Annotated in this window: 20 protein-coding genes and 1 tRNA gene; 10 read left to right on the top strand and 11 right to left on the bottom strand. The window is 45.5% G+C overall.

Annotation, left to right across the window (positions count from 1 at the left end; translation table 11 throughout):
• Positions 1-166: 166 nt before the first annotated feature.
• Positions 167-1645, bottom strand: a complete 1479-nt coding sequence (locus tag AC1RJL_RS18470; RefSeq protein ID WP_492916756.1) for an MBL fold metallo-hydrolase — start codon at positions 1643-1645, stop codon at positions 167-169.
• Between the two features lie 632 nt (positions 1646-2277).
• On the opposite strand from AC1RJL_RS18470, the gene AC1RJL_RS18465 reads away from it, so the two are divergent.
• Complete coding sequence (locus AC1RJL_RS18465; RefSeq protein WP_492916754.1) at positions 2278-2793, top strand: c-type cytochrome; 516 nt, start codon at positions 2278-2280, stop codon at positions 2791-2793.
• 135 nt (positions 2794-2928) lie between these two features.
• Positions 2929-3675: a cytochrome b/b6 domain-containing protein gene (locus AC1RJL_RS18460; RefSeq protein ID WP_492916752.1), complete on the top strand. Its 747-nt coding sequence runs from the start codon at positions 2929-2931 to the stop codon at positions 3673-3675.
• Between the two features lie 131 nt (positions 3676-3806).
• Here the strand turns inward: AC1RJL_RS18460 and AC1RJL_RS18455 are convergent, their stop codons facing one another.
• Positions 3807-4598, bottom strand: a complete 792-nt coding sequence (locus AC1RJL_RS18455; RefSeq protein WP_492916750.1) for a class II glutamine amidotransferase — start codon at positions 4596-4598, stop codon at positions 3807-3809.
• Positions 4599-4627: 29 nt separating this feature from the next.
• The gene (locus AC1RJL_RS18450) at positions 4628-5422 is read right to left on the bottom strand and encodes a hypothetical protein (RefSeq protein WP_492916748.1); all 795 of its coding nucleotides are present in this window, start codon (positions 5420-5422) and stop codon (positions 4628-4630) included.
• Positions 5423-5687: 265 nt separating this feature from the next.
• On the opposite strand from AC1RJL_RS18450, the gene AC1RJL_RS18445 reads away from it, so the two are divergent.
• The 6 genes from AC1RJL_RS18445 (at position 5688) to AC1RJL_RS18420 (ending at position 11479) form a co-directional block, all read left to right on the top strand.
• The gene (locus AC1RJL_RS18445; protein WP_492916746.1) at positions 5688-6179 is read left to right on the top strand and encodes a rhodanese-like domain-containing protein; all 492 of its coding nucleotides are present in this window, start codon (positions 5688-5690) and stop codon (positions 6177-6179) included.
• 74 nt (positions 6180-6253) lie between these two features.
• Positions 6254-7222 carry a serine O-acetyltransferase EpsC gene (gene epsC / locus AC1RJL_RS18440; protein ID WP_492916744.1) on the top strand — a complete coding sequence of 323 codons (969 nt, stop codon included), beginning with the start codon at positions 6254-6256 and terminating at the stop codon, positions 7220-7222.
• Complete coding sequence (locus tag AC1RJL_RS18435; protein ID WP_492916742.1) at positions 7219-7488, top strand: helix-turn-helix domain-containing protein; 270 nt, start codon at positions 7219-7221, stop codon at positions 7486-7488. The genes epsC and AC1RJL_RS18435 overlap by 4 nt, the downstream gene beginning before the upstream one ends.
• A gap of 164 nt (positions 7489-7652) precedes the next feature.
• Entirely contained in the window at positions 7653-8585 is a 933-nt protein-coding gene (locus AC1RJL_RS18430) for a family 2A encapsulin nanocompartment shell protein (RefSeq protein WP_492916740.1), read from the top strand.
• 186 nt (positions 8586-8771) lie between these two features.
• Positions 8772-10670 carry a family 2A encapsulin nanocompartment cargo protein cysteine desulfurase gene (locus tag AC1RJL_RS18425; protein WP_492916738.1) on the top strand — a complete coding sequence of 633 codons (1899 nt, stop codon included), beginning with the start codon at positions 8772-8774 and terminating at the stop codon, positions 10668-10670.
• Positions 10671-10894: 224 nt separating this feature from the next.
• Entirely contained in the window at positions 10895-11479 is a 585-nt protein-coding gene (locus AC1RJL_RS18420) for a DUF4114 domain-containing protein (RefSeq protein ID WP_492916736.1), read from the top strand.
• 90 nt (positions 11480-11569) lie between these two features.
• Here the strand turns inward: AC1RJL_RS18420 and AC1RJL_RS18415 are convergent, their stop codons facing one another.
• The 4 genes from AC1RJL_RS18415 to AC1RJL_RS18400 all read right to left on the bottom strand — a co-directional run bounded on the left by AC1RJL_RS18415 (position 11570) and on the right by AC1RJL_RS18400 (position 19714).
• A complete protein-coding gene (locus tag AC1RJL_RS18415; RefSeq protein ID WP_492916734.1) occupies positions 11570-13912 on the bottom strand; it encodes a glycoside hydrolase family 2 protein in 2343 nt (780 codons plus the stop codon).
• Between the two features lie 80 nt (positions 13913-13992).
• Entirely contained in the window at positions 13993-15111 is a 1119-nt protein-coding gene (locus tag AC1RJL_RS18410; RefSeq protein ID WP_492916732.1) for a glycoside hydrolase family 53 protein, read from the bottom strand.
• Between the two features lie 134 nt (positions 15112-15245).
• Positions 15246-17951 carry a TonB-dependent receptor gene (locus tag AC1RJL_RS18405; protein ID WP_492916730.1) on the bottom strand — a complete coding sequence of 902 codons (2706 nt, stop codon included), beginning with the start codon at positions 17949-17951 and terminating at the stop codon, positions 15246-15248.
• A 185-nt stretch (positions 17952-18136) separates the two neighbouring features.
• On the bottom strand, positions 18137-19714 hold the full coding sequence (locus AC1RJL_RS18400) for a protein kinase domain-containing protein (RefSeq protein WP_492916728.1): 1578 nt from the start codon (positions 19712-19714) through the stop codon (positions 18137-18139).
• 140 nt (positions 19715-19854) lie between these two features.
• Here AC1RJL_RS18400 and AC1RJL_RS18395 point away from each other — a divergent pair, with 140 nt between their 5' ends.
• Positions 19855-20343, top strand: a complete 489-nt coding sequence (locus tag AC1RJL_RS18395; RefSeq protein ID WP_492916726.1) for a CinA family protein — start codon at positions 19855-19857, stop codon at positions 20341-20343.
• A 49-nt stretch (positions 20344-20392) separates the two neighbouring features.
• On the opposite strand, the gene AC1RJL_RS18390 is transcribed toward AC1RJL_RS18395, so the two are convergent.
• On the bottom strand, positions 20393-22510 hold the full coding sequence (locus AC1RJL_RS18390) for a winged helix-turn-helix domain-containing protein (protein WP_492916724.1): 2118 nt from the start codon (positions 22508-22510) through the stop codon (positions 20393-20395).
• A gap of 344 nt (positions 22511-22854) precedes the next feature.
• Between AC1RJL_RS18390 and AC1RJL_RS18385 the strand changes: the two genes are divergently transcribed.
• On the top strand, positions 22855-23445 hold the full coding sequence (locus AC1RJL_RS18385; protein ID WP_492916722.1) for a hypothetical protein: 591 nt from the start codon (positions 22855-22857) through the stop codon (positions 23443-23445).
• A gap of 96 nt (positions 23446-23541) precedes the next feature.
• Here the strand turns inward: AC1RJL_RS18385 and AC1RJL_RS18380 are convergent, their stop codons facing one another.
• The 3 genes from AC1RJL_RS18380 to AC1RJL_RS18370 form a co-directional block, all read right to left on the bottom strand.
• On the bottom strand, positions 23542-24633 hold the full coding sequence (locus AC1RJL_RS18380; RefSeq protein ID WP_492916720.1) for a CARDB domain-containing protein: 1092 nt from the start codon (positions 24631-24633) through the stop codon (positions 23542-23544).
• A gap of 16 nt (positions 24634-24649) precedes the next feature.
• Positions 24650-25648: a hypothetical protein gene (locus AC1RJL_RS18375; protein WP_492916718.1), complete on the bottom strand. Its 999-nt coding sequence runs from the start codon at positions 25646-25648 to the stop codon at positions 24650-24652.
• A 269-nt stretch (positions 25649-25917) separates the two neighbouring features.
• Positions 25918-26003 (bottom strand) — tRNA-Leu (locus tag AC1RJL_RS18370).
• Positions 26004-26250 lie beyond the last annotated feature (247 nt).

Below are 26250 nucleotides of genomic sequence, written 5' to 3'. Positions count from 1 at the left end.
ATGATGTGTTTGATTTGATGTCATTGATTTGATGTTATACAAACAGATTATGTTTTAAACAATGCACTTGTCTTTAATAAAAAGTTTTAATAAAAGGCTTTAATAAAAAAGGCACAACTGAATAGCCAGTTGTGCCTTTTTGTTGATACTTTTTAAATGTTGTTAATTAATTTTGGGCAACAGTGATAAATGAATTTAATTCTTCCAGTTTTACCAAGCGGCCATGTAAGGGAGCGATTGTCACTACATCTAATTTTAAGCGTTTGATGTTTTCATAGAGATTGGCGGCAAACGGATTAACTGATGTTTGCGCCGGAGAGTTTGGTGGCGGTGGTGTAAAGGCGTCCGCCTCAATAAGGATTTTTTCTTTGGGTAAATAAACCAAAGCAAAAGCATCATTGTGTCCGTTATCTTTAATTTGGTGTATTTCAATTTTACGTTGACCGTCATCCAGTACTAATTTGTCAGAGAAGGTTTGGTATTTAGCCGCTTTTTTCGATATGGAAAGTTTATCGGCATTAATTGAACGTGGTTGCTTCCACGCAGTTTCATAGAATGGTTTGTTTAACTCATGAGTCACTATGGTTGCTCCCGCATCAACATAAGTGCGTAGGCCACCAGAGTGGTCAAAGTGTTGGTGGCTATTGATTACATGAGTAATTTTTTTATTGGGAATAAGTTGGTTAACTTTGGCGATCACCGCTAAAGAACGCTCTTCATTTTGTGGTGCTTCAACGATCACAATGTGATCTTTCTGGTCAATGGCGAGGCTGTGATGAGTGCCACCTTGTAGATAGTAAACTCCCGGGGCCAACTCAGTACTTGCAACAGTAATGGCCGGTTTTGGATTGCTTTTTACTTCATCAGGTACTGGAAAGTCAGCAGTGATATTGCCTTTTACTGATGCAACTTTAATGTCAAGTACCGGCGCTCCCCCTTGGGTTTTTACAATATGGGAAGGAAAGTTGATTCCGTTAAAATCCTTATAATTGCTGTAAGTAATTTGAATGGGAGTATCGCCCAATACCGGATTATCAATCCAGGTTTGCACACGCTCTACCTGGCCTGCCTTGTTAATCAAGCCAACATATTTGTTTTTCTGGCGGGTGAACTCTACGCGGGTATTTACACCTTCCTGGCTGACAATAGCATTGTTTTTTTGCGCTGCTTTTAAAAAGCCCTGTGGAGTAGTCCAAATTTCTGCCTGACGCTCTTCAACTGCAGCGGCTTGTGCTTGGGCAGCAGGTGCTGTACCTGCTGGAGCACCCTGTGGTACGGCAATGTTCCAGGCGATATCACCACTCACATATTGATCGGGTTTTTGCTCAACTGGAACCGGGCGAGCACGATTCGCTTCTACTACTTGCTTGCGTGTTTGCAAAACTCTGGCTGATGCGGTGTCAAAGTTAATTGAAGTTGTGTAGCTGCTTACGTCAAACGCTGGCCATGCGGTACCGGGGGCAGGTGATTGACCAAATTGGTACCAACTACCTGAACCGTTGATTTCCAATGAAGAAAGTTTGTCTGCACCTAATGTTTTATAAGCTTTTTCCAGTACATTGTTATCGGCTGCCAGCGCGGACGGGAACGTGAAGCTGGTTAACGTCAGCAGGCCGACGCCATAAAACTGTTTAATATTTTTCATTGCTTGTTTCCTTAATAAATGATGTTTCCGCAGTCGACACAGCAAGCGGTATACCAATATTGGAAAAGGCAATGGAAGTAAATCTGCTGCTTTAAGCTCAACTGATTTTGTTGAAATGCTTGCAGCTACTGTTGCTTTAATTGAATACGTCACATGTATTAACCTAAATGCAAATCTTTCCTGTTTTAAAATAGACATCTGTCTGTTTACCATTGCTGTCTATTAATAAACAATTCGCAAAATTGCACTGATTGTTAATCAGCAGGTTGTTTTTATCTATGCACTGCAATAATCTCCTATCGGGTTGTTCACTGTTGAAAAACAATCAGAGCCTATGTTAATAGCTCAATTAATCAGCAAATTATTCGCGATTGCTAAACGCTGGTAAAAAGAGTTGCGGTGATTTTTTCCGGCATAGTCTTTGCTGTAAACAATTTGCTTTAGGATCCTTCAGGGGGTGTCATTTTGGATCATTTTTTATGGTCCGTTTGGAATGATCTTTTTTACCTTAAGTGGTCTTGTTAATGATTTCATAGAGGGGTTTTACGTTAGACCTTTTGTCATTCACAGATCGCAAAATCAATAATGGTTATACCGGTTAGCCTTTAAATATGAATAGGAGAAAATGGTTAATGACTCGTGTATCGAAAATAGCTCTCTCATTAAAACTCTTGGGTGCTGCTCTGTTGGTATCGACAAGTGCAGGATTGTTTGCCGCCGATGATGCCAAGGCGCAAACAGCAGCAGCTGATCCTGCTGCTGCCAAGCAAGCTATTGCAGTTCGCAAAGCCGCATTTGTCTTGATTGCTAACAATTTCAAGCCAATTGGTGACGTGCTGCAAGGTAAGGCTGCATACAATCAGGCAGATATTGCCAAGCGTGCAGAGCGTGTTGCCTTCCTGAGTTTATTGTTGGACGGTACTTTCCCCGAAGATTCAAATTTGGGTGCGCCGCACACCAAATCCAAACCAGCGGTTTGGACCAAAAAAGCAGACTTTGAGAAGCAAATTAAAGACTTCCAGGTAAATGCGGCTGCACTTGCACAAATTGCTGCCAAAGAGTCAACCGCATCTGATGCTTTTAAAAATGCAGCAAAAGCGGTTGCTGAAGGTTGCAAAGGCTGTCATGACGGTTATAAGGAAAAGTAATTGTTAGGGTGGGGTAGGCTGGGATAGTTAACCCGATAATCGCTCTTGTTGTTTTACCGCATCAAGAGCGATTTGCATTCAGGATGGTGCGTTTTTTCATTCAAACTCATTAAAAGAATTTGGCAAGATCTGATTATGACTGAGCAAATTGTTGAATCTGTAGAAAGCACAACGACTGTTGATAGTCCTGTCGACACCCATCTTAAAATCTGGGATCTGCCGACGCGGGTTTTCCATTGGTTATTGGTTATCTCGTTTATTGCTGCCTATGTAACTAACTGGTTGGGGGTAAGTTATTTCACTTATCACCTGTGGGCCGGTTATTTTGTTGTCATCCTTTTGGTATTTAGAATTTTGTGGGGAATTGTTGGTACCCACCATGCGCGGTTTGCTAATTTTGTTCGCCATCCCATTGAAAGTGTCCGGTATGCGTTTCATCTTACCAAAGGCAAAGCTAAATCTTACCCAGGGCATAATCCGCTGGGTGCGCTAATGGTATTAACTTTGTTGTTGGTTTTATTATTGCAGGCGGTTACCGGCCTATTTGCCAATGATGAGATATTCAATATCGGCCCTCTGTATGGTTATGTCTCCCATGAATTGAGCCTGAAGCTCACCGCAGTACATAAAGAATTATTTTATTGGATTGTCGGTGCGGTAGTCATTCATGTGGGTGCCGTATTATTTTATGTATTTGTTAAGCGCGAAAATTTAATTAAAGCAATGGTTACCGGAAAAAAACCGGTGCATGGCTTGCAAGAAGCTGAAACCATTGATTCATCGCGCATTTGGTTGGCACTGTTGTTGATAGTCATTATTTCTGCTGTGTTGGCCTGGATTATTGCGACAGCACCTGAGGCCAGTCTCGATTTGGGTTATTGATAACCTCTATTCAGAGTCGTAAAAAAACCGGGGGATTTACAACATACGGTAAATCCCCCGGTTTTTTTATTGCTGATCACTTATGCAAATGTAATTGTGTATACAGTAAGTAGTGATTGCGCAAATACCGGTTAAGCAACTTCCAGCTGATTGCGCTCCAATAACAGTTCACCATCGTTAAACAGGCGAGATTCATGCTCGGCGTAAATTTTCCAGTTTTCATTCAGCGTCAGTGGTTTGGTTGCAATCAGGATTACCTTGTCGTCCTGGGTGGTGTGCTGGCTTAAATCCAATGACAAATCTTTATCAATTAACGTTACGGTGGTGAATGGATATTTACGTTCTACGTAAGCCAAACTCGTAGAGCAATAAGTGTATAACCACTCGCCGTTTGACAAAATAATATTGAATGTACCATAAGTTGCTATTTCCCGGCTGAGTTTATCCAGTATGTTAAATAAATCGACAGCGCTGGTTGCTCCGTCTGGTAATGCTTGTTCCAGCTGTTGCAGTAAATAGCAAAATGCCAGTTCGCTGTCGGTTTCTCCTTGCGGAAGAAATTGTCCAGTTAATTGCGGATTGAAATTTTTTAAATCGCCATTGTGGCAAAATACCCACTCACTGTTCCAAAGGTTGCGTTGGAATGGATGGCAATTGCTCAGCTTGACTTCACCTACGGTGGCTTTGCGGATGTGCGCAAGAATTGTTTTTGATTTGATGTCGGCACGGTGCACTTGCTCTGCCAATTTGGATTCGGCAGCAGGTTCATGATCCACAAACACATCAACACTGGTTTCGTTAAAAAAGGCGATACCCCAGCCGTCTTTATGCTCATCGGTCAAACCGCCGCGTGCGCGAAAGCCCTCAAACGAAAAACCTATGCTTGTCGGTTTTTTGCAACTCATTCCTAATAACTGGCACATGACAGCGTCAATCACTCACTCGTCTAGCGTTAAGAAAATGCCGATTGCGGCAATGTATAAGTATCTTCAGCATTAAATAAATAACCGTCAAGTCCGTTGCTGGTGGTGACATCTATGCCGGGATTTTTAGCAATCAGGATACGCAGGCTTGGATCAAATTCAGCTGGCAAGGGTTTTTCAATCAGCAATTGGGTCAACGCTGGATGATCTGCAAAAATAACATCTGGCGTTAAACCAAGATTAATTAACAGATCCAGCTCGCGTGCATTGCCAAGGTGAATACCAATTTTGTAACCGCGCTGGCGATAGCTTGCTAATGCCTGCTGAAAATGTGGCAGTGTGGAGGTATCCAATAAACGGGTATGCAATAGCACTCGCTCAGGACCCAAACCGCAATCGCTCAATATTTTTTCAAAGGTTTTACCGTGGTCGCTTACTACGCTGATGATATGGCGCGGTTGTACTTGCAATGACAATAAATCTTTACGGCCATCAAATTGCTGCAAATAATTTAGTGAATGCAGTGTGCGTACCAGTCGATCCAAATGAATGATTTGATCGTTGTTATCTAATGAATTAAAAATACTATCAATATCGAGTGAATTACCCGCAGCGGAACGAACCAGCAGGTCGCTGTTATAGCCAATGATGCTATCGTCAGTGAATGTATGGATTGCCTCAAACTTACTTCCCAGAATTAAGCTACCAAAGCGACTCCAATAAATGTTATCGGCTTTAAAGAAGCCGGTTTTGGGTAATGACTTGGTACGCGCTTGCGTTTGCAATTGATCATTAAAGTAGTTCATTAATTCTGTGAGTGGCATTTCGTGGCCTTGCGTCTCGTAAAATAACCGGTTATGGCTGCACATCTTAGAGAGGCGCGTCGTGTTATGAAAATAATTAAATATTCTCAGCTTATAACGAGCATTAGAACGGGCAGGTTCTGCGTTGCATGATTATAAGGATATACAGATATATTCTTTCCAATTGCCTATACCCATCATTATATTTGCACTGTTGAACAGGGTTATCCACGCCATTACAAATGAGTGTTTAAAAGTAAACACGCAATGGGATAGAGGACATTTTATGACGGTTATTCAATTGAGTAGCGCTGCTGCTCCAGCAGCTGAAGTGGAGCTGCCAGCAATATTACTCGCTGCAAGAAATGAAGCTCAGGCTGAGGGATTGGCTTACGCAGGTAAAGTTTCTCCGGATGAGGCGTGGAAGCTATTTATTGGCGGCCATGCGCATTTGGTTGATGTGCGTGCGGCAGAAGAGCGGAAGTTTGTCGGCCATGTTCCCAATACTTTCCATGTTGCCTGGCAGGTTGGGCCGGCACTGATCAAGAATCCTCGCTTTTTACGTGAGCTGGAGAGCAAGTTGCCCAAGGATGCGGTCATCCTTTTGTTATGCCGGAGTGGCAAGCGTTCGGCCGCAGCCGCAGCCGCAGCGACAGCAGCGGGCTTTAAAAATGTATTTAATGTTCGTGAAGGATTTGAAGGTGATCTGGATGAAAAGCAACAACGTGGTGCCAGCGGTGGTTGGCGTCAGCGCGGCCTGCCTTGGGTTCAGGATTAGCAAGTTGTTAGCGTTAATCCTGCCGGGCTCAGCAACAGTTGATTTTTTAAACATGGATTCACAAGAGAATAACAATGACCGTCATCATTAATAAAGGCCCGGATTTTAACTCCACTAATGCCGCCAATTGGGAATTGGATAAGATTGTGCAAGAGTTGCGCAATGCCCGTAACGATTGGCGCAACCAACGTGGACGCACCCGTGAGCCGGGTTTGCGTGAATTGCCTTCGCGCGATGTGCTACAGCAGATTATCCGTGATCTTTGCGGTGCACTTTTCCCTATGCGTTTGGGACCACAGGAATTGCGTGAAGAGAGCGAAGATTATTATGTCGGTCACACGCTCGATGCCGCATTAAACCAATTGCTCCAACAGGTGCATTTGGAACTTTTCTACGTCGCCCGCCAGCAAGGCAATCAAGTCAATGAGGCCGAGTTAAAGTTACAAGCCACCAATATTGTCCGCTTGTTTGCGGCGGCATTACCGAATTTGCGCCGTATTTTGGATATCGATATTCAGGCGGCTTACCAAGGTGATCCCGCTGCGCGCAGTGTTGATGAAGTTTTGCTTTGCTATCCGGGTGTGCTCGCTATTATCCATCACCGTTTGGCCCATACCCTGTACCAACTGGGTGTATTGTTATTGGCGCGTATTGTGGCGGAGTTGGCCCATTCGCTTACCGGTATTGATATACATCCCGGCGCGGAGATCGGCAGCGGTTTCTTTATCGATCACGGGACAGGCGTGGTGATTGGAGAGACCGCCGTGATAGGTGAGCGAGTACGTGTTTATCAGGCTGTTACCCTTGGAGCAAAAACATTCCCGACGGATGACAATGGAGCCTTGCAAAAAGGTCTGCCCCGTCACCCGATTGTTGAGGATGATGTAGTGATTTACGCGGGCGCTACGGTGCTTGGGCGAATTACTATCGGAAAAGGTTCTACCATCGGGGGTAATGTGTGGTTAACGCGCAGTGTGCCGCCCGGCAGCAGTATTACCCAGGCAAGTTCCCGCAATTTGGTGCCGCAAGAGGCGAATGTATGAGTATTGCTATTTATTTTGGGCGCGTCGTCAAACAATTGCGTGAAGAGCATCGATATTCACAGGAGGTGCTTGCAGATCGTGCCAGTCTTAACCGAACTTATTTGGGTGAAGTTGAGCGCGGTGTAGCGGTACCATCGCTTGCAACGATTAATAAAATTGCGAATGCATTAAATCTCTCCGCATCAGAATTACTTGCCCTTAGTGAACGACAAGAAAAATCAGATAGTGATGTAAAGGAAAAGTCACTTCTTCAAACTGTTGTTTAATCAGCATTTTCATAACATATTTATCCATTGCTTTTTTGATGGCTATAGCCGGTTGAGCCTCTCTTAGAACAATGCGATCTTAGCTTAGTGTTTTTTCTTATATAGATTTTTGTTCTATCCAATTCTTTTTATCCTGCCTACATGAATTTAAAGGAGCCTTCGGGATGTCTACCGAAAATGAAGTCCAATTAGCGCTTGGTGATAATGCTGCACGGCAGCTTGCCAATGCCACCAAGACTACGCCGCAATTATCGACAATTTCTCCCCGGTGGTTAGTGCATTTCCTGCAATGGGTTCCGGTTGAGGCAGGTATCTTCCGTTTGAACCGTGTTAAAAATCCGCGTCAGGTGACGGTGACCTGTTCACAGCGTGATGAATCAGAAATCAAACCTACTTTTGTTGATTACGAAGATAAGCCGCGCGAATATTTTTTGAATGCGGTGACCAGTGTGGTAGATGTGCATACCCGTGTGTCGGATTTGTATAATAGCCCGCACGATCAAATCAAAGAACAATTGCGTCTGACGATTGAAACCATCAAAGAGCGTCAAGAGAGCGAGTTGATTAATAACCCGGAATACGGTCTGTTGGCTAATGTTGATGAGACTCAACGTATCTGCACATTGACTGGCGCACCTACGCCGGATGATCTGGATGAGTTATTGGTGAGAGTTTGGAAAGAGCCGGGCTTTTTCCTTGCACACCCATTGGCGATTGCAGCTTTCGGTCGCGAATGTACCCGTCGTGGTGTGCCACCACCCACTGTAAGTTTGTTCGGTTCGCAATTTATTACCTGGCGTGGCGTGCCGTTAATCCCATCGGATAAATTGCCGATTGATGAAGATGGCAAAACCAAAATTTTATTGATTCGTGTTGGTGAAAAACGCCAAGGTGTAGTCGGACTCTATCAACCTGGTTTGGCCGGCCAGCAAAGCCCGGGATTGTCTGTACGCTTTATGGGTATTGGTCGCAACGCCATCGCCTCTTATTTGATTTCACTTTATTGCTCTTTGGCGATTCTTACCGAAGATGCGGTTGCCGTATTGGAAGATGTTGAAGTAGGTAAGTATCACGACTATCCCGACACCTACAAATAGTCCCGATACCTACAAACAATAATGCGGAGCAGAAATGCCAAGCAGTAATCCGGTTCAGCAAACAGTTGTAAGCACTAATTCAGTGAGTAGCTGTTTTAATAAGTAACTGGTTTAACATCGATAATAATTCGCTGCTATGGAAAATTTCCATGCAGCGGGTTAGCGAACATTTAAAAGAGTGCTGATATGTCCGAGCATCCAGGTTTGCCTGACCTCCAATCTCTTGCCGCTATGGCCAACGAAATATTTCAGTCGCTGCCAACTACAGCCTTGCCGATTGTATCCGGTTTGCAACCCAATATTCCGGCAGCGGGTTTTGCTAATGGTCAGCAGCGCCCGCAACTCGGTCGCACCAGTGAAACCCCATCATTTACTTCACCCACTACAGACCAACATGCCGCCGCTGTTCCTGCACCGACTTATTATTTTGCGGATAACGCCAGTAATTACCCTATGGCGAATTTGCAGATTGATCAGTTAGTAACTCAGGTTTCACCGCATGAATTTGGTTTGCCGGATGAAAATGATTTACGTGAATTGTTGGCCGATAATCGTTTCGTGACTAGCGCTCCCGCCAGATCGCAAGCGAACCCTGATTTGCAAGTGCCTCAAGGTCTGGAATCCAATGCGGGCGATTATCATAAGCCGCAAGTGGGTTCAGATCGGGTATCACCTAATGCAGCGCATTTGCCCGGTGAGCCGGATATTCAACAATTACTTGCTGCTGAATTCAGTTTTAGTAAATTTGATTCACCTGCTCCTACAGTAACTCCAGCTCCTGATTCGCGTTTTTATTTTCTCGATTCCGGGGCACAACCGGTATTTGGTAATACGGCAAAATCAGGACATTTTGCAGCAGAGAACTCCGGGTTTGATGTGCATGCGATTCGTCGCGATTTTCCAATTTTATCCGAGCGTGTCAATGGTAAGCCGTTGGCATGGTTTGATAATGCGGCGACTACACAGAAACCGAAAAGTGTAATTGAGCGCGTCAGTTATTTTTATGAGCATGAGAATTCCAATATTCATCGTGCTGCGCATGAATTGGCGGCGCGTGCAACTGATGCTTATGAGGGCGCACGTAATAAGGTTGCAAAATTTCTTGGTGCTAAATCAGCGGATGAAATTATTTTTGTACGCGGAGCAACCGAAGGTATCAATCTACTGGCGAACACTTTTGGGCAGCAACAAGTAGGTGAGGGCGACGAGATCATCGTTTCGCAATTGGAACATCACGCCAATATAGTACCTTGGCATATGTTGGCACAACGTGTTGGTGCAAAACTTCGCGTTATCCCAGTTGATGATACCGGCCAAATTTTGTTGGAAGAGTTCAGCAAATTAATCAACGGTCGAACCAGATTGGTTTCCGTTACGCAAGTGTCCAATGCATTAGGTACTGTCACACCGATTAAAGAAATAATCGATATCGCTCACGCTAACGGTGTTCCGGTTGTTGTGGACGGCGCGCAATCCGTATCTCATATGCGTGTTAACGTACAGACATTGGATGCAGATTTTTTTGTGTTCTCCGGTCACAAGGTTTTTGGTCCTACCGGGATTGGTGTTGTTTACGGTAAAGCAGAACATCTGAAAAAAATGACACCCTGGCAGGGCGGCGGCAACATGATTGCTGATGTCACTTTCGATCGCATCATTTTTCAGGAAGCGCCTAATCGTTTTGAAGCAGGTACAGGTAACATCGCTGACGCTGTTGGTTTGGGTGCGGCGATTGATTACGTAGAGCGTATTGGAATGGATCGTATTGCACGTTACGAGCACGATTTGTTGGTTTACGGTACCCAGCGCTTGCAACCAATTCCCGGTGTACGTTTGGTTGGAACTGCTGCGAACAAAGCAAGTGTGCTGTCTTTTGTGCTGGCTGGTTATAAAACAGAAGAGGTGGGTGTTGAATTAAATCGTGAAGGTATTGCGGTACGTTCCGGGCATCACTGTGCGCAACCCATTTTGCGCCGCTTTGGTTTGGAAACAACTGTTCGCCCAAGTTTTGCATTTTATAACACCTGCGAGGAAATTGATCTTATGATTTCTGTTATAGAAAGATTAAGCCGCGCAAAACGCTAATTTTCCCCCTCCCTATAAACCAAGCCGGTGGGTTATCTGCCGGTTTATTTTCTCAATTTAGCGGTGTCGAAGTATTTGACGCTTCTCGCTTGACTTATTTGTAGAGCAAAATTATCTCTCTGATTTTTATCGATTATTCGATATGGCATGGCAATTGCTCCTTCAGGTATTGATCGTTTGTGTTTGAACTTTAGCTAATGCCTTTTAATTCATGGAGAATAGATATGTTAAAACAAGTAAGTCTGACCGCAGTTGCTTTATGCGCTTCACTGGCAATGTCTGCTCAAGCGGGTCCTATCCCTTATCCGGACATTGGTACACCAGCTCCAGCAAACTCATTTGTTGCTGAAGCAGATGGTGCTATTACTGCGTACTTTTTCGCGACCAGTGCTGGCTACACCAGTAGAATTGGCCTTTGGGCAAATGGAGTTCAGGTTGGTGATTATGGTTTGCAGAACCACTCGTCATCCTATGGTGATCAATACACTTTTGGAAACGTATCAGCTGGTGACGAATTAGTGTTTGAATTGCAAGTGTTGACTACATCCGGTTCCTGGTATTCCCTCGCCACCAGTAATTCAGATGGCTTAAATCACACTTATTCTACTGATTGGGCCGGTGATGCCTGGATTCCAGCTGGCACCTATATTGGCTTTGAGGATTTGCCAAATTTGGGTGATATTGACTACAACGATCACCAATTTGTGTTCACTAATGTAAGAAATACGACAGTGCCTGAACCTTTTAGTCTTGTACTGTTTGGAATGGGTATTGCAGCGTTGGGTTTTGCACGTAAACGTGCTGCCTAACAAGTGTTGTAATAAAAAAAACCGCGCCTGGCGCGGTTTTTTTATGCATCAAACAATAATTTGGCGCATTGTAAAAATGGTTTTATGTTTTTATCGAATATCTACACTTGATGAAGTGATTCCATTGCTTTCTGCGCCCACATCAATGTCCTCAAGTGAATCGCCAATTTGAATCAACGCGCTGGCGATACCGTTGGTAGTGACAACTTCAGTGGGGCTAATTAATTGTGCTGCGCCATCAACATTAAATGTTACGGGCACATTATTATCTCGTACCGGATTGCCTTTGCTATCGACTAGCTGTGCATAAACAAAAATTGAATCATTAACACGCGCTTGCGGCGTCTTACCGCTGGTGTCCACAGTCAATCGTAAGTTAGTGGCTACGCCTGCGGTAACAACCTTATGTTCAGCAACCGCTTTTCCCGCGATATAAGCAGTCGCTTTTAATTCACCTGCTTCAAATTTTTGCAAGGCGAATGTAAAAGGAGGGTGATTCAGATTTTTGCTGTTGGCATTGGTATCCGGTTTTTGCTTTGCAACTATTTTTCCATTCAGGATCAATTCGACTTCATCAGCATTGCTGAATACACGGATATTCTTATCCGATTTTTCATTCCATTCACTTGCGATAAATACCATCGGACCAGATGCAAACTTATCCGATACTTCATTCGCATCGCGTTGACTCTGGTAAAAGTAGTAGCTGTATTTCGGCAGGCGATCAATGCTCATGATGCCAGAAGATTCCAGGTCTGGCGCATAGCCACGGTTGTAATCAAACATGACCCAGTAACCATCGGCAAATGCGGGAGTATTGAAGTTATCGTTGTGTGCTTCCTGAATGTTTGCTGCTTGTTGCAATAAACGTGTTTCACCGTCGCTTAACAGTTGGCGACTGGATCTATCAGCTTGCAGCAGATTGGCCCACTCGGTTTGATTTAAACCGGCATTCATGGCGTAGTATTCCCAATCGCCATATTCACTGACCACATAGGGCTTATTTGGGGTGTTATAGTGCTCCAAGCGGTGTTGACGCGCTTGCAGATAAATATCGTAACCATATTCCTGCCAGCCCGCAGACATAGCGCCGGGATATTCTTCGTGAACAATGTTGGTAAGCGAATCAATAAAAGATTCAGTCATCCATGATTCATTGAGTGAGCACTCCCAGGCAACTACTGATGCATGGTTGCGGTCGCGGCGAATTAAATCGCGGCAAGTTTGTTGGATCTGTGCCTGGAATGCCGGATCTTCTGAAAAGTATTGCCAACCTAAAATAGAATCCAATAATACTAAACCAAGTTCATCAGCAGCGGCCATAAACGCAGGTGAATGTGGATAGTGTGACAAGCGAACATAATCAAAACCGGCTGATTTTATTTTTACTGCATCGCGATAATCTGCTGCATCTGATGTGGCGTAGCCTATATAAGGATATTCCTGATGGCGATTTACGCCGCGCAAAAATGTTTTCTCGCCGTTGATAAATAATTGTCCATCAACAAATCTAAACTCACGTACACCGATACGTAAGGTTTGTTCATCAACCAATGAATCACCTTCATACACTCGGGTAACCAGATTGTAGAGGTTAGGGGTTTTCGGTGACCAAAGGCGCGGTTTGGCAAGTAATAATTCAATGGTGTTTTCCGCATCGCTCTTACCATTAACTGTTTGTAAAATACTGGTTTGGTCAACAATAACTTTCTCACCGTCCGATAATTTTTGTACTACACGGAATTTCTTTGGATCGATATGCGCGTTAAATACATGGGTTTTGATATTGATAGTCGCCTGGTCTTTAGTAACTTGCGGATAGGTTACAAAAACACCACCGCTCGCTGTTTTTCCAGCTGCTACTGCATCAGTAATATGTAAATCATTATTCAGCTGTAGATAAACATGGCGATAGATTCCGCCGTAGGTATTGAAGTCTAAATCTTTTAAAGGCTTGGGGCCAGTGACGGCATTGTCGCGGTTGTCCAGGCGCACCATCAGGGTGTTTTCTGAATCCCATTTTAATTTTTCAGTAAGGTTAACGGTGAAAGGTAAATAACCGCCAACATGGGTGATGAGCTTTTCTCCATTAAGCCATACTTCGGCAACATTCATTGCTGCTTCAAATTTCAATGAAACTTGTTTTCCGGCCCAGCTTTTATCTGCCACTATAGTTTTTTTATACCAGGCATCACCCTGAAATTGTTCGTTCACAATTAAGGGTTCGATTTTGGGAGTGTGTGGAATCTGAACTGTTTCCCAGTGTTGTTGTTTTTGGGCGGTGGCTAAATCGAGCGCGTTTTCGCTGCGAAAAAATTGCCAGTCTTTATCGTAATTACTATCACTGATAAAACCTGGCTTTGGTGATGGCGAGCAGGCGCTGATCAAGCTGCCGAGTGCCAGTGCGCTGAAGAGCTGTAGGGATTTTTTCATGTTGCCTCTCACTTCATTTCTCATTATGTGCTTTACCTTACTATATTTCTCGCTTTGTCAATCTTGTTAATGGCCAAGATTTATTCGGTGTATTCTGCCGAGAAAAACAAAAATGCGGGCAGGGCATTGTTATGGCGTGTAGCATCAAAGAAACTGGCGTTTTCCCAGTGGGAGCCTTTGCCCCATAGCGTTCTGCAGCGGGTGCTTACCCAAGCCGGTTCCCAGTATATGACACCCAGGCCGCCGCTGGTTTTTACTAGCTGGGTTAAGGTTAGCAGATACAGCAGTTGGCCTTTGGCGGTGGCCGGAAACTCCGGTTGTAACGCCTTTTCACCTAATACATTGCCAGCTTTGTCAAAATTTTCCAATGTCCAAGGGTATGCAGTTTCCACAATCATCACGTCTTTGCGATAGGTGCTTTTCAATTCTTTAATCGCATCGGGTAATTGCGGTAATTTGTAGCTGGACCATTGGGGATAATAGGAGAGGCCGATAATATCGTAATCTTTCACACCATTTTCAGTGCCTTGTTTGAACCACCAGAGTGCATTTTCCGGTTGCGCTATGTGCAATACAATTTGGACCTTTTTATTGAATTTTTTGCTGTAGTCACGCACGGCTTTGATACCGCTATTCAGCAGCACAGCATTACGTTGCCAGTTGGGAATGCCGTGCACAATCGATTTTTCTTGCTGTAATATTTCGATATTGGTTTCGTTGCCAACTTGCACCATATCCGGCAACAGGTTTTTCGCATCGAGTGCGGCCAATGTTTCACTGGTGTAGCTATAGAGTGCTTGGGCGAGTTCATCGGTATCGCTTATGTGTGCCCAGGCTTTGGGGATAAATTGTTTGTCCGGATCAGTCCAGGTATCGGAATAATGAAAATCCAACAGGGTTTTCATCTTGTTTTGTTTCGCGCGTTGTAGTGTTTTGCTCACATCGGCGAGATTGGAATATTGGGTCCAATCGGCATTATGCCAAAGGCGAACCCGTACAATATCAGAGCCTTTTTGGGCAAAGAGTGCAAAGGGATCCTGTTTTTTCCCTTGCTCATAATAGGTTGCGCCACAATCTTCCATTTCATTGACATAGGATAGATCAGCGCCGACATAAAATGGTTTTTCAATTGATTCCGGTTTGTTTGCCAGCGCATTGCAAACAATATAGCTAGTGAGCAGCAGCAATATTTTTTTCATTAGCTTTTCTCGATTATTCACTTGTTACTTATTCATTATTCCGAACGCTTCCATAAAAAAATACGGCTGCCAATGCAGCCGTAAATAAGGGAAGAGATCCAGCAGCAACATTTAATAAAATTAATGAATACGAATTACAGTTTCCAATTCAAGCCAACAGAGTAACGAGTACCGAATTCTTCATACTTGTTGATATGATGTGGATTGTTGGATTCCAAACCATAGGTTTTATATGGCTCGTTAGTCAGGTTTTGTACCTGGAAGGATATTTTGTAATGGTCGTTGAATTCATACGACAAACTCAAATCCCAATAGCCTTCTGAATCGTTCATACCTTCTTCGCCCATTACTAGATTGATGTCGCGCTGGAATGCACTGCGATAACTGTAAGATGCGCGCGCTTCAAAGCCATTCAGGTAGTACCAGAGCGTGAAGTTGGCAACGTCTTCGGATAGGCCGGTGAGCTGTGCTTTGTATTCGCTGTAAAGCGGCACAAATTGTTCAACGTTGGATTCGTTGTGCGAGTAGTTGGTGTAAATACCCAAACCGTTAAACGGTACGGGTAAGAAATCAAACGATTGTTGCCACAGCAATTCGTAGCCGCGAATATAGCCGCCGCTGCCATTAATAGGGCGCGATACTTTGTACTCTTTGCCGTTGCTCACCACAGTTTCCGCGTCTGCAGCGCGAGCGATAAAACTTTCCAGATCTTTGTAGAAAAGATTCACCGCAACTTGTGAGCCTTCGGAGTAATACCATTCATATGCCAGATCTGCTTGATCGGCGCGAAATGGATTCAACCTGGGATTACCAGAAGTGGATTCACCCGGGTTGGAACCCCAGAGATCCTGATTCAAATTGAGGCTCGGACTCATCATATTTACTGGCGCGCGCGCCATGGTTTTACCGGCTGCGAAGCGAATCAGTTGTTCATCGGTCAATGACAGAGTCCAGTTGGTACTTGGCAATACATCGTTGTAGTCGTGATCAACAGAAATGGCCTCGATCATTGCTTGTGGCTGCCAGTTGCCAGGAGTCACTTCTACCCAGACATCTTCACCTTGTTGATACCCGCGGGAAATGGTATCGGTATCCACATGGCGCACACCGATATTACCAGTCAATGACCGGCCGGCGATTTCAGTGGCCAGGTCGACCTGGATATATTGCGCAAATATATCTTCGCTCACATCCCAACTGGCGATCAGATCGTCGGCATCACCGGGGCTTGGGTTTTTCAAGCTGCCGAAGTAATAGCTGATTAATGCACCGCGATCCAGGCTCAGATAGTCAGGCAGGTCGTTCCAATAACTGTCGCTTTTGGCATTAATCACAGCGCTTACCGGAATAGCACTACCGGTGTTTTGCATGACGCTTTGGGTCCAGATTTGGCTGTGTTCAAATTTGTCGCGGCTGGAGCTGGCTAAACCTACTTTCACTGCTTTCAGGATGCCGACTGCGAGGTCGCGTTGTACATCCAGTTTGAAGGAGGTGAGTTTGTCGCCACCTTCAGCATCAGGTTGTACCTGGATATCGCCAATACTGTTGCTCGCCAGATCAGTCAGGTCAGCGTCAAGCAGATCGAAGATCATACGGCCATCGCCGGTTGCACCAAAGGTTGCGCGGCCGGGATTGTTAACAATAGTGCGGATAGAAGCCCAGCGCTTGTCGCGGTTGGTTTCAGATACTCCCGTGTCAGCAGCGACACTCCACAGCCCTTGCGTCCATTTTACGTTTAAGCCGTGACTAGTGAGTTCGTCATTCTGCACATACTCTTCGTTGATGTTACGCAGGCTGCTCAATCCTACAGTACCGGAGAGCAAGTCCACCGCATTCGCACCCAGGTCGGTATTGGTATAAGCAGTGGGAATGGTGTCGATTAAATCCCATTGGTCGGCGTAGGTATCAGCGATCTGGAAATCAAAACCGCGCTGTTGTTCAGACACATTAAATGAGGACCAGAAACCGTCATAGGCGATTTCCAGATCGTCATTCGGTTTCCATTGGATAGCTGCCATCACGCCTTGGCGCTCGTCTTCGCCACCGCGCACCAGTGCGGAGCCGCCCCAAGGTGCGATCACATTTGTACCGAGTTCATCGTTCCATTGGGTGTTATGCCAGGTATCACCATAGTTCCACAGCTCTGCGCGCTGGGTGGCGATTGGCTCGGAGCGGGTTGAGTAGCCAAGTGCTACACCGAGGCTGTTGTCGGCAAATTGGTCGATATAAGAAATGCTGTAACGTTGGCCGATCCCATCGCTTGCAGCGTCATCAATGTCTCTACCCAAATCAAATGAGGTTGCGCGCACATCAACAACGACTTTGGTTGAGTCGTACTCCAGCGGTTTGATGGTGTCCAGATTTACGCTGCCGGATACGGCGCCTTCGGCAATTGAAGCTTGCGGGGTTTTATACACTTGTGCACCGTTGATCAATTCAGATGGGAACTGGTCGTAACGGATATTGCGGGTCTCTTCCAGAATCGCCACTTCACGGCCATTAAGGGTGGTGAAGCCGAGCATGCCGCCCATACCGCGGATCGAAATCTGGCTACCATTACCGCGGTCGCGATCTTGCGCCAGACCGGGCAAACGCTTAAGTGAGTCGCTGATGGAAACATCGGGCAATTGACCGATATCTTCGGCGGAAATGGCTTCAACGACACTGGCGGAGTTGCGTTTGACTTCCATTGCTGACTGTAAGCTTTTCAGGAATTTACCGGTAATGACGACTTCTTCAATCGGTTCATTGTCCTGCGCATGAGTGGTAAGGGGAGCTAATATACTGATGGCTAAAAACAGGCTGGTGCGGGCAAATCCGGATGGTGAGTTGTGTTTCATAGTTTCCTCTATTTTGCTTGTTTTTATATATCATATTTATATTTTAATTGTACTTGGCTGTAAAGAACTGTCAATAGAGGGATGGTCTATTATCTAATTATATTATCAATGAGATATGTGGCACGAGAAAGCGGGAAGTGAGGCAGGAGACTTTTAAGCAGGGAGAGGAATTGTGAATGTACGTCTCAGATGCTAACCATCTTCTCTAACACTTGCGTTTTTTGCTCCCCCTGGATCTGGTTAAAAGCAGTGCCGGCGAGTTCGGCGTTGGCGATGCGTTTGGTGGGATTAGTGTGGATAATGTGTAAGATGAGGGTGCGCAATTTTTTGGGTGTTTTACGCAATTGCCAATGGTTTTTTAAACCCCAGTATTCAGTACTGGGTAAATTGCCAGTGAATAATTGAAACAGGATTGCGCCGAGGGCGTAGACATCGGTGTTGCTTGAAGTGGGTTCATTGGCGGGTTGATACCAGCGGGCGTCGTCGCCGTAATTGTGTGCGGGAAAACCAAAGTCACTTAATTTGAGATGGTTGTTCCCGGCAAACAAAATATTACTGGGGCGCAAATTGCCGTGCACGATTCCATAAGAATGCGCACAGGCGAGGGCGTTACAAAGTTGCTGGGCGATAGTCAGGCACTGGCCAAAACTGAGCGATTGGGTGAGGCGTTCTTGCAAGCTGCCAGCAGGTAAATATTCCATTGCACTGATAAATACCCGGGAATTTTTTCCGGTGCCGTAAATGCGTGCAATATGTGGATGTTGCACCTGAGTGAGTTTGGTAGCGCATTGCGGCGCATTGCCGAGATGATCCAGATTTTGTTTTTTGATGACTAAAAAGCGTTGGCGGTTTGGATCATTCACTACATAAGTTGCGCCAAAGGGATTTTCTTTTAATACATCAAGCAAGATGTAATTAGGTGGAATATTATCGCGCGTAGCTTCTGTTCCCCAGCGATTGACTTGCAAATGTCGCCCTTGCGCAATGAGTAATAATTGTTGTCGAACTTCATCGACCGAGATGGGGCGCTTGGTCGGATTAGCTTCAATGCAGCGATTAATGAGCGGTCGCAGCGTTATGATAATCGAATATTTGTCTTGTGGTTGCGCTTCGTAAGTTTGCTCTGTCGCCAACAGGGGCACTACGCCAAAAATCAATTCATGTATTAACACACCCAGCGAATAAATATCGCTTAGCTGGTTAGTGTGCGATGTTCCCTCGCGTTGCTCCGGCGCCATATAGGCGCCCGTGCCCATCACCATTTCTTTTTTATTTTCGTTATCTTCGTTGTTGGCAGTGAAATAACCGGCGATACCAAAATCCACCAGATACGCATGGCCATCGTAATCGACCAAAATATTGGCCGGTTTAATGTCGCGGTGCACCACACCGTTGCGATGGGCATAAGCGAGGGCGCTGCAAAGTTGGATCAGGATATCCAGCTTGCGGGTAAGGCTAATATCTTTGCGCGGCAGTACAGTTTCCAGCGAAATACTTTTGACATAGGGCATCACAAAGTAGGGTAACTGCTGCTCGCTAATGCCTTTGTCGATAATCTGGATAATATTCGGGTGACTCAGGCGCGCCACCAACAGTGATTCCTGCTCAAACTGCTGCTGAATGATCGGGTCCTGATTGAGGCTAGCATCCAGTACTTTAATCGCCACTGGCCGGTCGAGTGATTTTTGTATCGCCAAATACACTTTAGCCATACCGCCTTCACCAAGCAGTGTTTTGATGTGATAACCGGGAATTGTCTGCACGCTGAATTTCTCGCAAGTGTTATGGCTTGGAGTATAGATCGCCTTCCTGCACGCGTTTGAAAGTTTCCGCTGCTAGCGTCAATACGCAAATGACGGCACACTAGCGCCATCAAATCCGCGCATCACCTTGGGGCAATAGAATGAATGATCAATTAGGTCAGTTAAGCCAGCGCCTTGGCGAACATTTATTACAGCGCAGCTGGCATATTGCGACGGCCGAATCCTGCACCGGTGGCGGAGTCGCCGCCGCTATCACCGCGATTGCTGGAAGCTCCGCCTGGTTTGAATATGGCATCGTCAGCTATGCCAATTCCGCTAAAGAAAAACTGCTCGGCGTATCCGCTGAAACCCTCGAACGTGAAGGTGCGGTCAGCGAAGCTGTCGTCATAGAAATGGCACGCGGAGCGATTACTATTTCCGGTGCTGATATTTCAGTCGCTATCAGCGGCATCGCGGGCCCAAGCGGTGGTTCACCGGAAAAACCGGTTGGCACAGTATGGTTTGCCTGGGCGAGAGCAACAGGCGAAATTAAAACGGTATTAAAACAGTTTGATGGGGATAGGGCTGCTGTGCAGGAGCAGGCTGTCGTTTTTGCGCTGGAAGCTACCTGCGGTTTTTTGATGCATTAAATCTATTAAATGAAAAGGGGCAGACGTAAAAAATTTGTCCCTTCCCATATCACTTTATCAACACAATATTCGCCTCAGACAAATAACACTCCGTTTGCAACAACCCTTTATTGATATTAAATGATGTGGTTGATACGGCGCTGTTTTTCTGCGTTATAAATACTACTTTGTCTGCGCTGGTGAATTCCTGATAATAAACATCTGATTCCTGGCAGATTCCGCCGGTGATAAAGTAAATTCCCTTATTATCTGCTTTGAGCAATTTGTTGTATTGATTAAGGTTTGGGGTTACTTGTTCAAGCGTATCATTGTTGCCACGCAACGCCCACAAACCATTTTCGCCAACATATTGGAAAAATACATCACCACTAAATTCGACAGCAGACGCAACTGCACCAAAAGTAAGTTGCTTTTGCTGTTCGCCTTCAATGCGCCACAGGTTCCTACTCTCACCATTGTATTTGAGCGCAAAAATTTGGTTGTTAGCAGGTGCGTAGGCTATGGGTTCGATTTTATTGGTATCACTCAAAAGTAAATTTGTTTCGGTAGTAAGTATATTGTGATGATAGAGCTGGCTGTCTGCATTAAACATAATATGCTCACCATTGTCTGACCAAATAATGCTTTCTACTTTTTTCGGCACAGGTTGCTTGGTGAGTTGATGTTCTTGGCCATTCTCAACTAGCCATAAATGAATTTGATTGTTGCGTACCGAGGCGTAAACCACTTTCTCTCCATTCGGGGAAAAACTGGCGGCGTAGTTAAAATCGGTATTTTCAGTGAGACGGCTTTTAGTGCCGTCCAATGCTGATAATAAAATATTCGAACTGCGTTTTTCTTCGGTATAAAAAATACCACTGCCGTCTGCACTGTAATGCGGGCGCGCGAAAATTTTATCTTTGCTATCTGCTAATGGGATAATAACTTGTTTACCATCCAAATAAGCGGCAATTAATTTACGCTCGGCTTCGGCATAAACCAGAACACCGCTACCATCGGGAATCCAGCTCATATCCGCGGCGGTTATATCTAACCGCGTACGGCTTATCGGCTTTTGTTGCGCGTTGAGGAAGTCAATTTGAATACGGTTTTTATAACGACTGGCCAGCGCCGTTTTTTGATTGAGAATTGCGCTGGCGACCGGATTTGCCGCGCCTTCAAATTCATCCAATAGCTTTAATTGTTGGTCTGCAATCGAATAGCGATAGCGGCCATTGCCGGAATTTGGTCCCTGTTTGGCAACAATCTCCAGCGTAGTGTCATCCCACCAGGTGACACTGAATATCTGCCCCTGCCACTGGCTGAGTTGTTGTTTCTCAAGCAAACGATTTTGCGCAAGATCCAGCGCAAAAATATGGAAGGAATAGAGATAATTCGGCGGTTGATAAAATTGGGTACCGAGTGGTAAGCCGTCGCGTCGCTTGATTTCAATTGCGACCAAATTTTTACCGGCAGGCGACCATGCTAATTTGAACCATGTGTCGTTACTGCTGGCGATGCGCCAGTCTTTGCCCGCTGCATCGCGAACCACAATTTCACTCTCGGTTTCGCCCGGCTGATTGGCAGCTGGTTTTTCGCGGATATAGGCGATGTGTTGGTTATCCGGATGCGGCGTCGCGCTGCGCTCGTGTCCGGTTTCATTGGTGTAGCCCTGGATCGAGTTAAAGACAGTTTGGTGATTGTTTGGTAAGTAAAGGGTATTCCAATTAACGCCTTTATAGATTGCAATAGTGACCGTTACCAAGCCTATAAGGCCTAGTGCAATACGCCAGTGGTTATGGTTGGCAGCCGGAGTTTCGATGTTATTGGCGACGACTTGTATTTCCGGGTTTTCCGCTGTGAGAAATTGTGGTTCAAGCGTGAGTTGATAACCGCGCTTGGAATAATGTGCGATGAACTCATGGTCACCAATCAATTCATTCAGGGCGCTACGCAGCGCATTAATGCTTTTTTGTACTGAGCCATGGGTGACAACGCGGCCTTTCCACAAGTGCTCGATCAGCTCTTCATTGCTGATCACGCGGTCGTAGTTACGAGCGAGATAATGCAATACCGCCATGGCCTTGGGTTGTAGTTTAAGGCTTTGATCGTTCACCCGGAGTGTGTTGTGTGAGGGCGAGACTTTGACATCGCCCAGCATAAAGCTGGTTTCTTGATGGGCGTCCATTACAGCACGAGCCTTGTTGCGGTCAGCATGGTTGTACCTTTTTCGGTAAGTTTTTCTTATTAGTTGCTTGAGTCACGATTCACCGGGTGAGACGCGACTATGAGTATAATTTTGCAAGAAATGAGTTGCTGAATACAAGTAAAGTACGCGTTTAAATAATTTCTATCTTATTGATTTCTAAATGGAAAAATTTGGTAAGCAAAAGGTAAGCACGAGGTTTTTGTATGGTCAGTGTTTTCATCGCCATTTGCAATATATTCATCTCACACACATCCTGTGAGTTACCGCTGGGTGTGTCATTACACCAGCACTATAACTGCATCACCAGCATAAAAGGTAAGGCTATGAAACTCTTACATATCAAATTCCCACCTATAAAACTGTCACTGCTCATCTCTCTGTTTACTTGTCCATTGCTGGCAACAGCGGCATCGGAACCAGCCCCATTGGGCGCCAATGCACCGCTCGTCTACGTTAACCAAAACATTGGTTTCAATGTGAAGGGCTACAAATATAAGCAATCTGAATTTCCCTGTGAAATAGATAAAGTATTGGTCAGCAATCTTGTCGAGCGGGCACAAGGCAATGGTATACAGCTTGAGGCGGTTGCTACTGCCGACAAAATTCGCAATGGTGTGATCCCGGTGTTGGCGATTGATATTGAGCAATTGGTATTGGGCGGGCATGATCGCCAATTTGGTGTAAAGCAGGATATGTCGTTACCGAAAGTTCAAGTTACCGCCGCCTTAATAAAAGGTGAGGATATGGTAACGGCGAAACACACTTGCGCCATCATGACCTTAAACGAGTTTTCCCCATCAACCAATATTATGGATATGGGTAATACCGGCACGACGGTTTGTTCCGCAACGCGTAAATGCCTGCGCGACCTGAGTAAAGATGTGGTTGAGTGGATGTCACCGCAGGTGAAATAAACGGGCTTTGACTGCTAGCTATGAGTTGATAAAAAACTGCCGACACATTCCTGTGTCGGCAGTTTTTTATGATTGCATGATACGAGTGGTGCCCGCTTATTGAATTCGCATTGGAATATAAGCCATGTTGTTGGTGTTATTGGTCTCGGAAATTTCATTTTTCTCATCAATGATAATTCCAAGCCAATAATTTTGGCCCACTGTCAGATCATTTGGGATAGCGACCGCAACTGTGGTGGTCAATACGTCATCCGGGCTGAGTGAACCAAAGGTACCGCCGCCAATTCTTCTATCGCTGGTGCTGATGAAATCGTTAGTGGATACATAAATTCCAAAGCTGATATTGCTTTGCGTTGTTTTGCCATTATTTTCCAGTGTGAACTCAGGGCGTACCGTGGTACCGCGTGTTACACGAAAGCCTGGTTCACCGGCAATGGTGATTGGCGACAAGGTGGCAGTGTCAGCACTGTTACGGATACGCACCCGGTCGTGGCTGGAATATTCACCATCGGCTCCGGTACGGCGCCAGTGACTGACGGATACATCATTAAATGCACTTGCCTGATTGCCATACAGAACACGTGAACCGTGCGACGCGTCCTCACCGAAATAGGTATTGGCAATTGTCCCGTTGGTGTGATGATGACGCCATGAATCCCCCATCACGTTGTATTCCCAATTAACATGCATCAAGCCGAGGAAATGTCCTGCTTCATGAGTGATTACAGCATCAATTGGCAGCGCACTTCCGGTATAGGCAAAGTTGGCACTTTTTGCGGTAGAGCTGGTCCAGCTGCGGGATGAATCCAACACAATATCCACTTCATCCAAGCCGTAGTGCCAGCCGAAAAACCAATAGCAGTGGTAATTCATCTGTGCTACACCCGGTGGTGAAATATTTTTTGCATAGATTTCATTTTGTCCGTTGCCTCTGCTAACACCGCCGGTTTCAGTAACGGTGTTCACCACAAACGGCGATGGATTCGCGTTAGTAGCGGTAATGCCGCGTTGTACTGCAGTCAGATTATTACCGGAAAAGCTGATGGTGTTGATTCGTGCAGTAGTAGAGTTGCCGCTCCAGCGCAATTTTTTGCCGCTGTCGCCATTACACTCAAGCCAGGAGGCGCTCAATGCTGGTTGTGCCAGCAATACAATTAACGAACTAATTAATAATTTAAACCGTAACATGATATGTCTCCCTATATTACTTAACGGTTAATGGCGCGCTGGTAACAGTCGCGGTTTTGCGAACAGGCTCATCCGACTGCTTCAGGAATTCGATTTCCTCGGCGCTGGGTCTTGGCGTGCTTACTGTCACTTCTTTTACCAGTTCAGCCACCGGCGGCTTGACGGTAAATGCTGCTTTGGCACTGGCCAGTACAACTCTTGAATCCGGTTGACCCAATTCAGCATTGAAGTGTTCGATCAATTTAAAAAATTCATCGGTGAGTAATGGCTCGCGATATTTTTTAATAATACTTGCTGGTGCTTCCCCGGAATAATCATCTGGTTTGGTGTAGCCCTCAACATTTATGTTAATACGATAAAGCGCTGGAGCTTCTGCTTCGTATTTCTTGCGCAGTTCTTCCAGACCTTTGCTGTCGATTTTATTTGCCTCAATAAAACGTGCTGCATCCGGTTGTTTGATTACCTTATCAAATGCAGGGCGGGGTACCTCCATAGTGTTTAATTCAAAGCGTGGTTTGCCACCAAATTCCAGTGTTTTTTCAGCCGCTACCAGCGGTACACCAAAGCCGCTGTAAATACGCTCATCAACAACACGGAAACGCCCTTCAACGCAATTTACCAATTGGCAATCGCCGGCTTCACCACCCGGGATGAACAGTACATCCGCTTCGCCGCGTGCAAACGTCGGCGCAGTGGTTTCGGTGTAAGCACCGCCGCTACCATCAGCACCGCCGGGAATACGCAGAATAATTTTTTCGGGTAGATATCCACGAAATACTTTGCCAATTTCGTAAGTCACAAATGTATGTGGTACGCCTTTGGGTTCTTCGCGGGTAGGTTCGGAATTGCGGTATTCGATATCCACGACTTTGCCGTAAGCGATTGCTGCGCTCTGGGCTACCAGTTCGCGCAAGCCGCCTTCCGGGGCATCGGCAGCGCTGTGGGCCAGGAGGGTATGGCTGGATAGAAAAAGGGAACAGGCTGTTGCCAGCCTCAATAACAATTGCGGCTTCATAACGAAACTCCTTCTAATGGTTAACAACACGGTCTATTTAAACGTTAGATAGACCTGCTCAAGAACATTGAGAATCCTTAATGTTCTGGTTGCCAGAGTAGCGGTGTCTGCGATTGTGTTCGAGGAAATAGTGCCTTGGTATTTAGGTAATTTTTCACAGCGAGATGGATATGAAGCTTGTGGGTGGGCAAAACTGGGAGGTAAAAAATATGGGGCAATAATCTCGACAATAAAAAAGGGCTTACATTGCTGTAAGCCCCTTTCGGATTTGGTGCCAGTGGTCGGACTCGAACCGACACGCTTTAAGGGCGCCGGATTTTGAATCCGGTGCGTCTACCAATTCCGCCACACTGGCGAGTGGTGCGCATTTTAATGATTTGCGCCTGTGTGTCAAACACTTATTACGAAAACTTCGTAAAGCCGCCATTTAGTAATCCTGTTGATGCATTTACTAAACAACTTGATCAAAAAGCAGTTAATTCTTGGACATGATTGAGTCCTTGACGCACCGGATTCGGACTTCGGTGCCATCATATATAAAATTAGAGCAAGTCTGATGCAGGTAATTTTGCAACAGCCATAAATTGGGTTACCCTGCCGAC

Source organism: Cellvibrio sp. GW822-FHT04B05 (genome assembly GCF_058800985.1).
The sequence above is the reverse complement of the archived record's forward strand: the minus strand, read 5'-3'. Positions and strand labels throughout refer to the sequence as shown.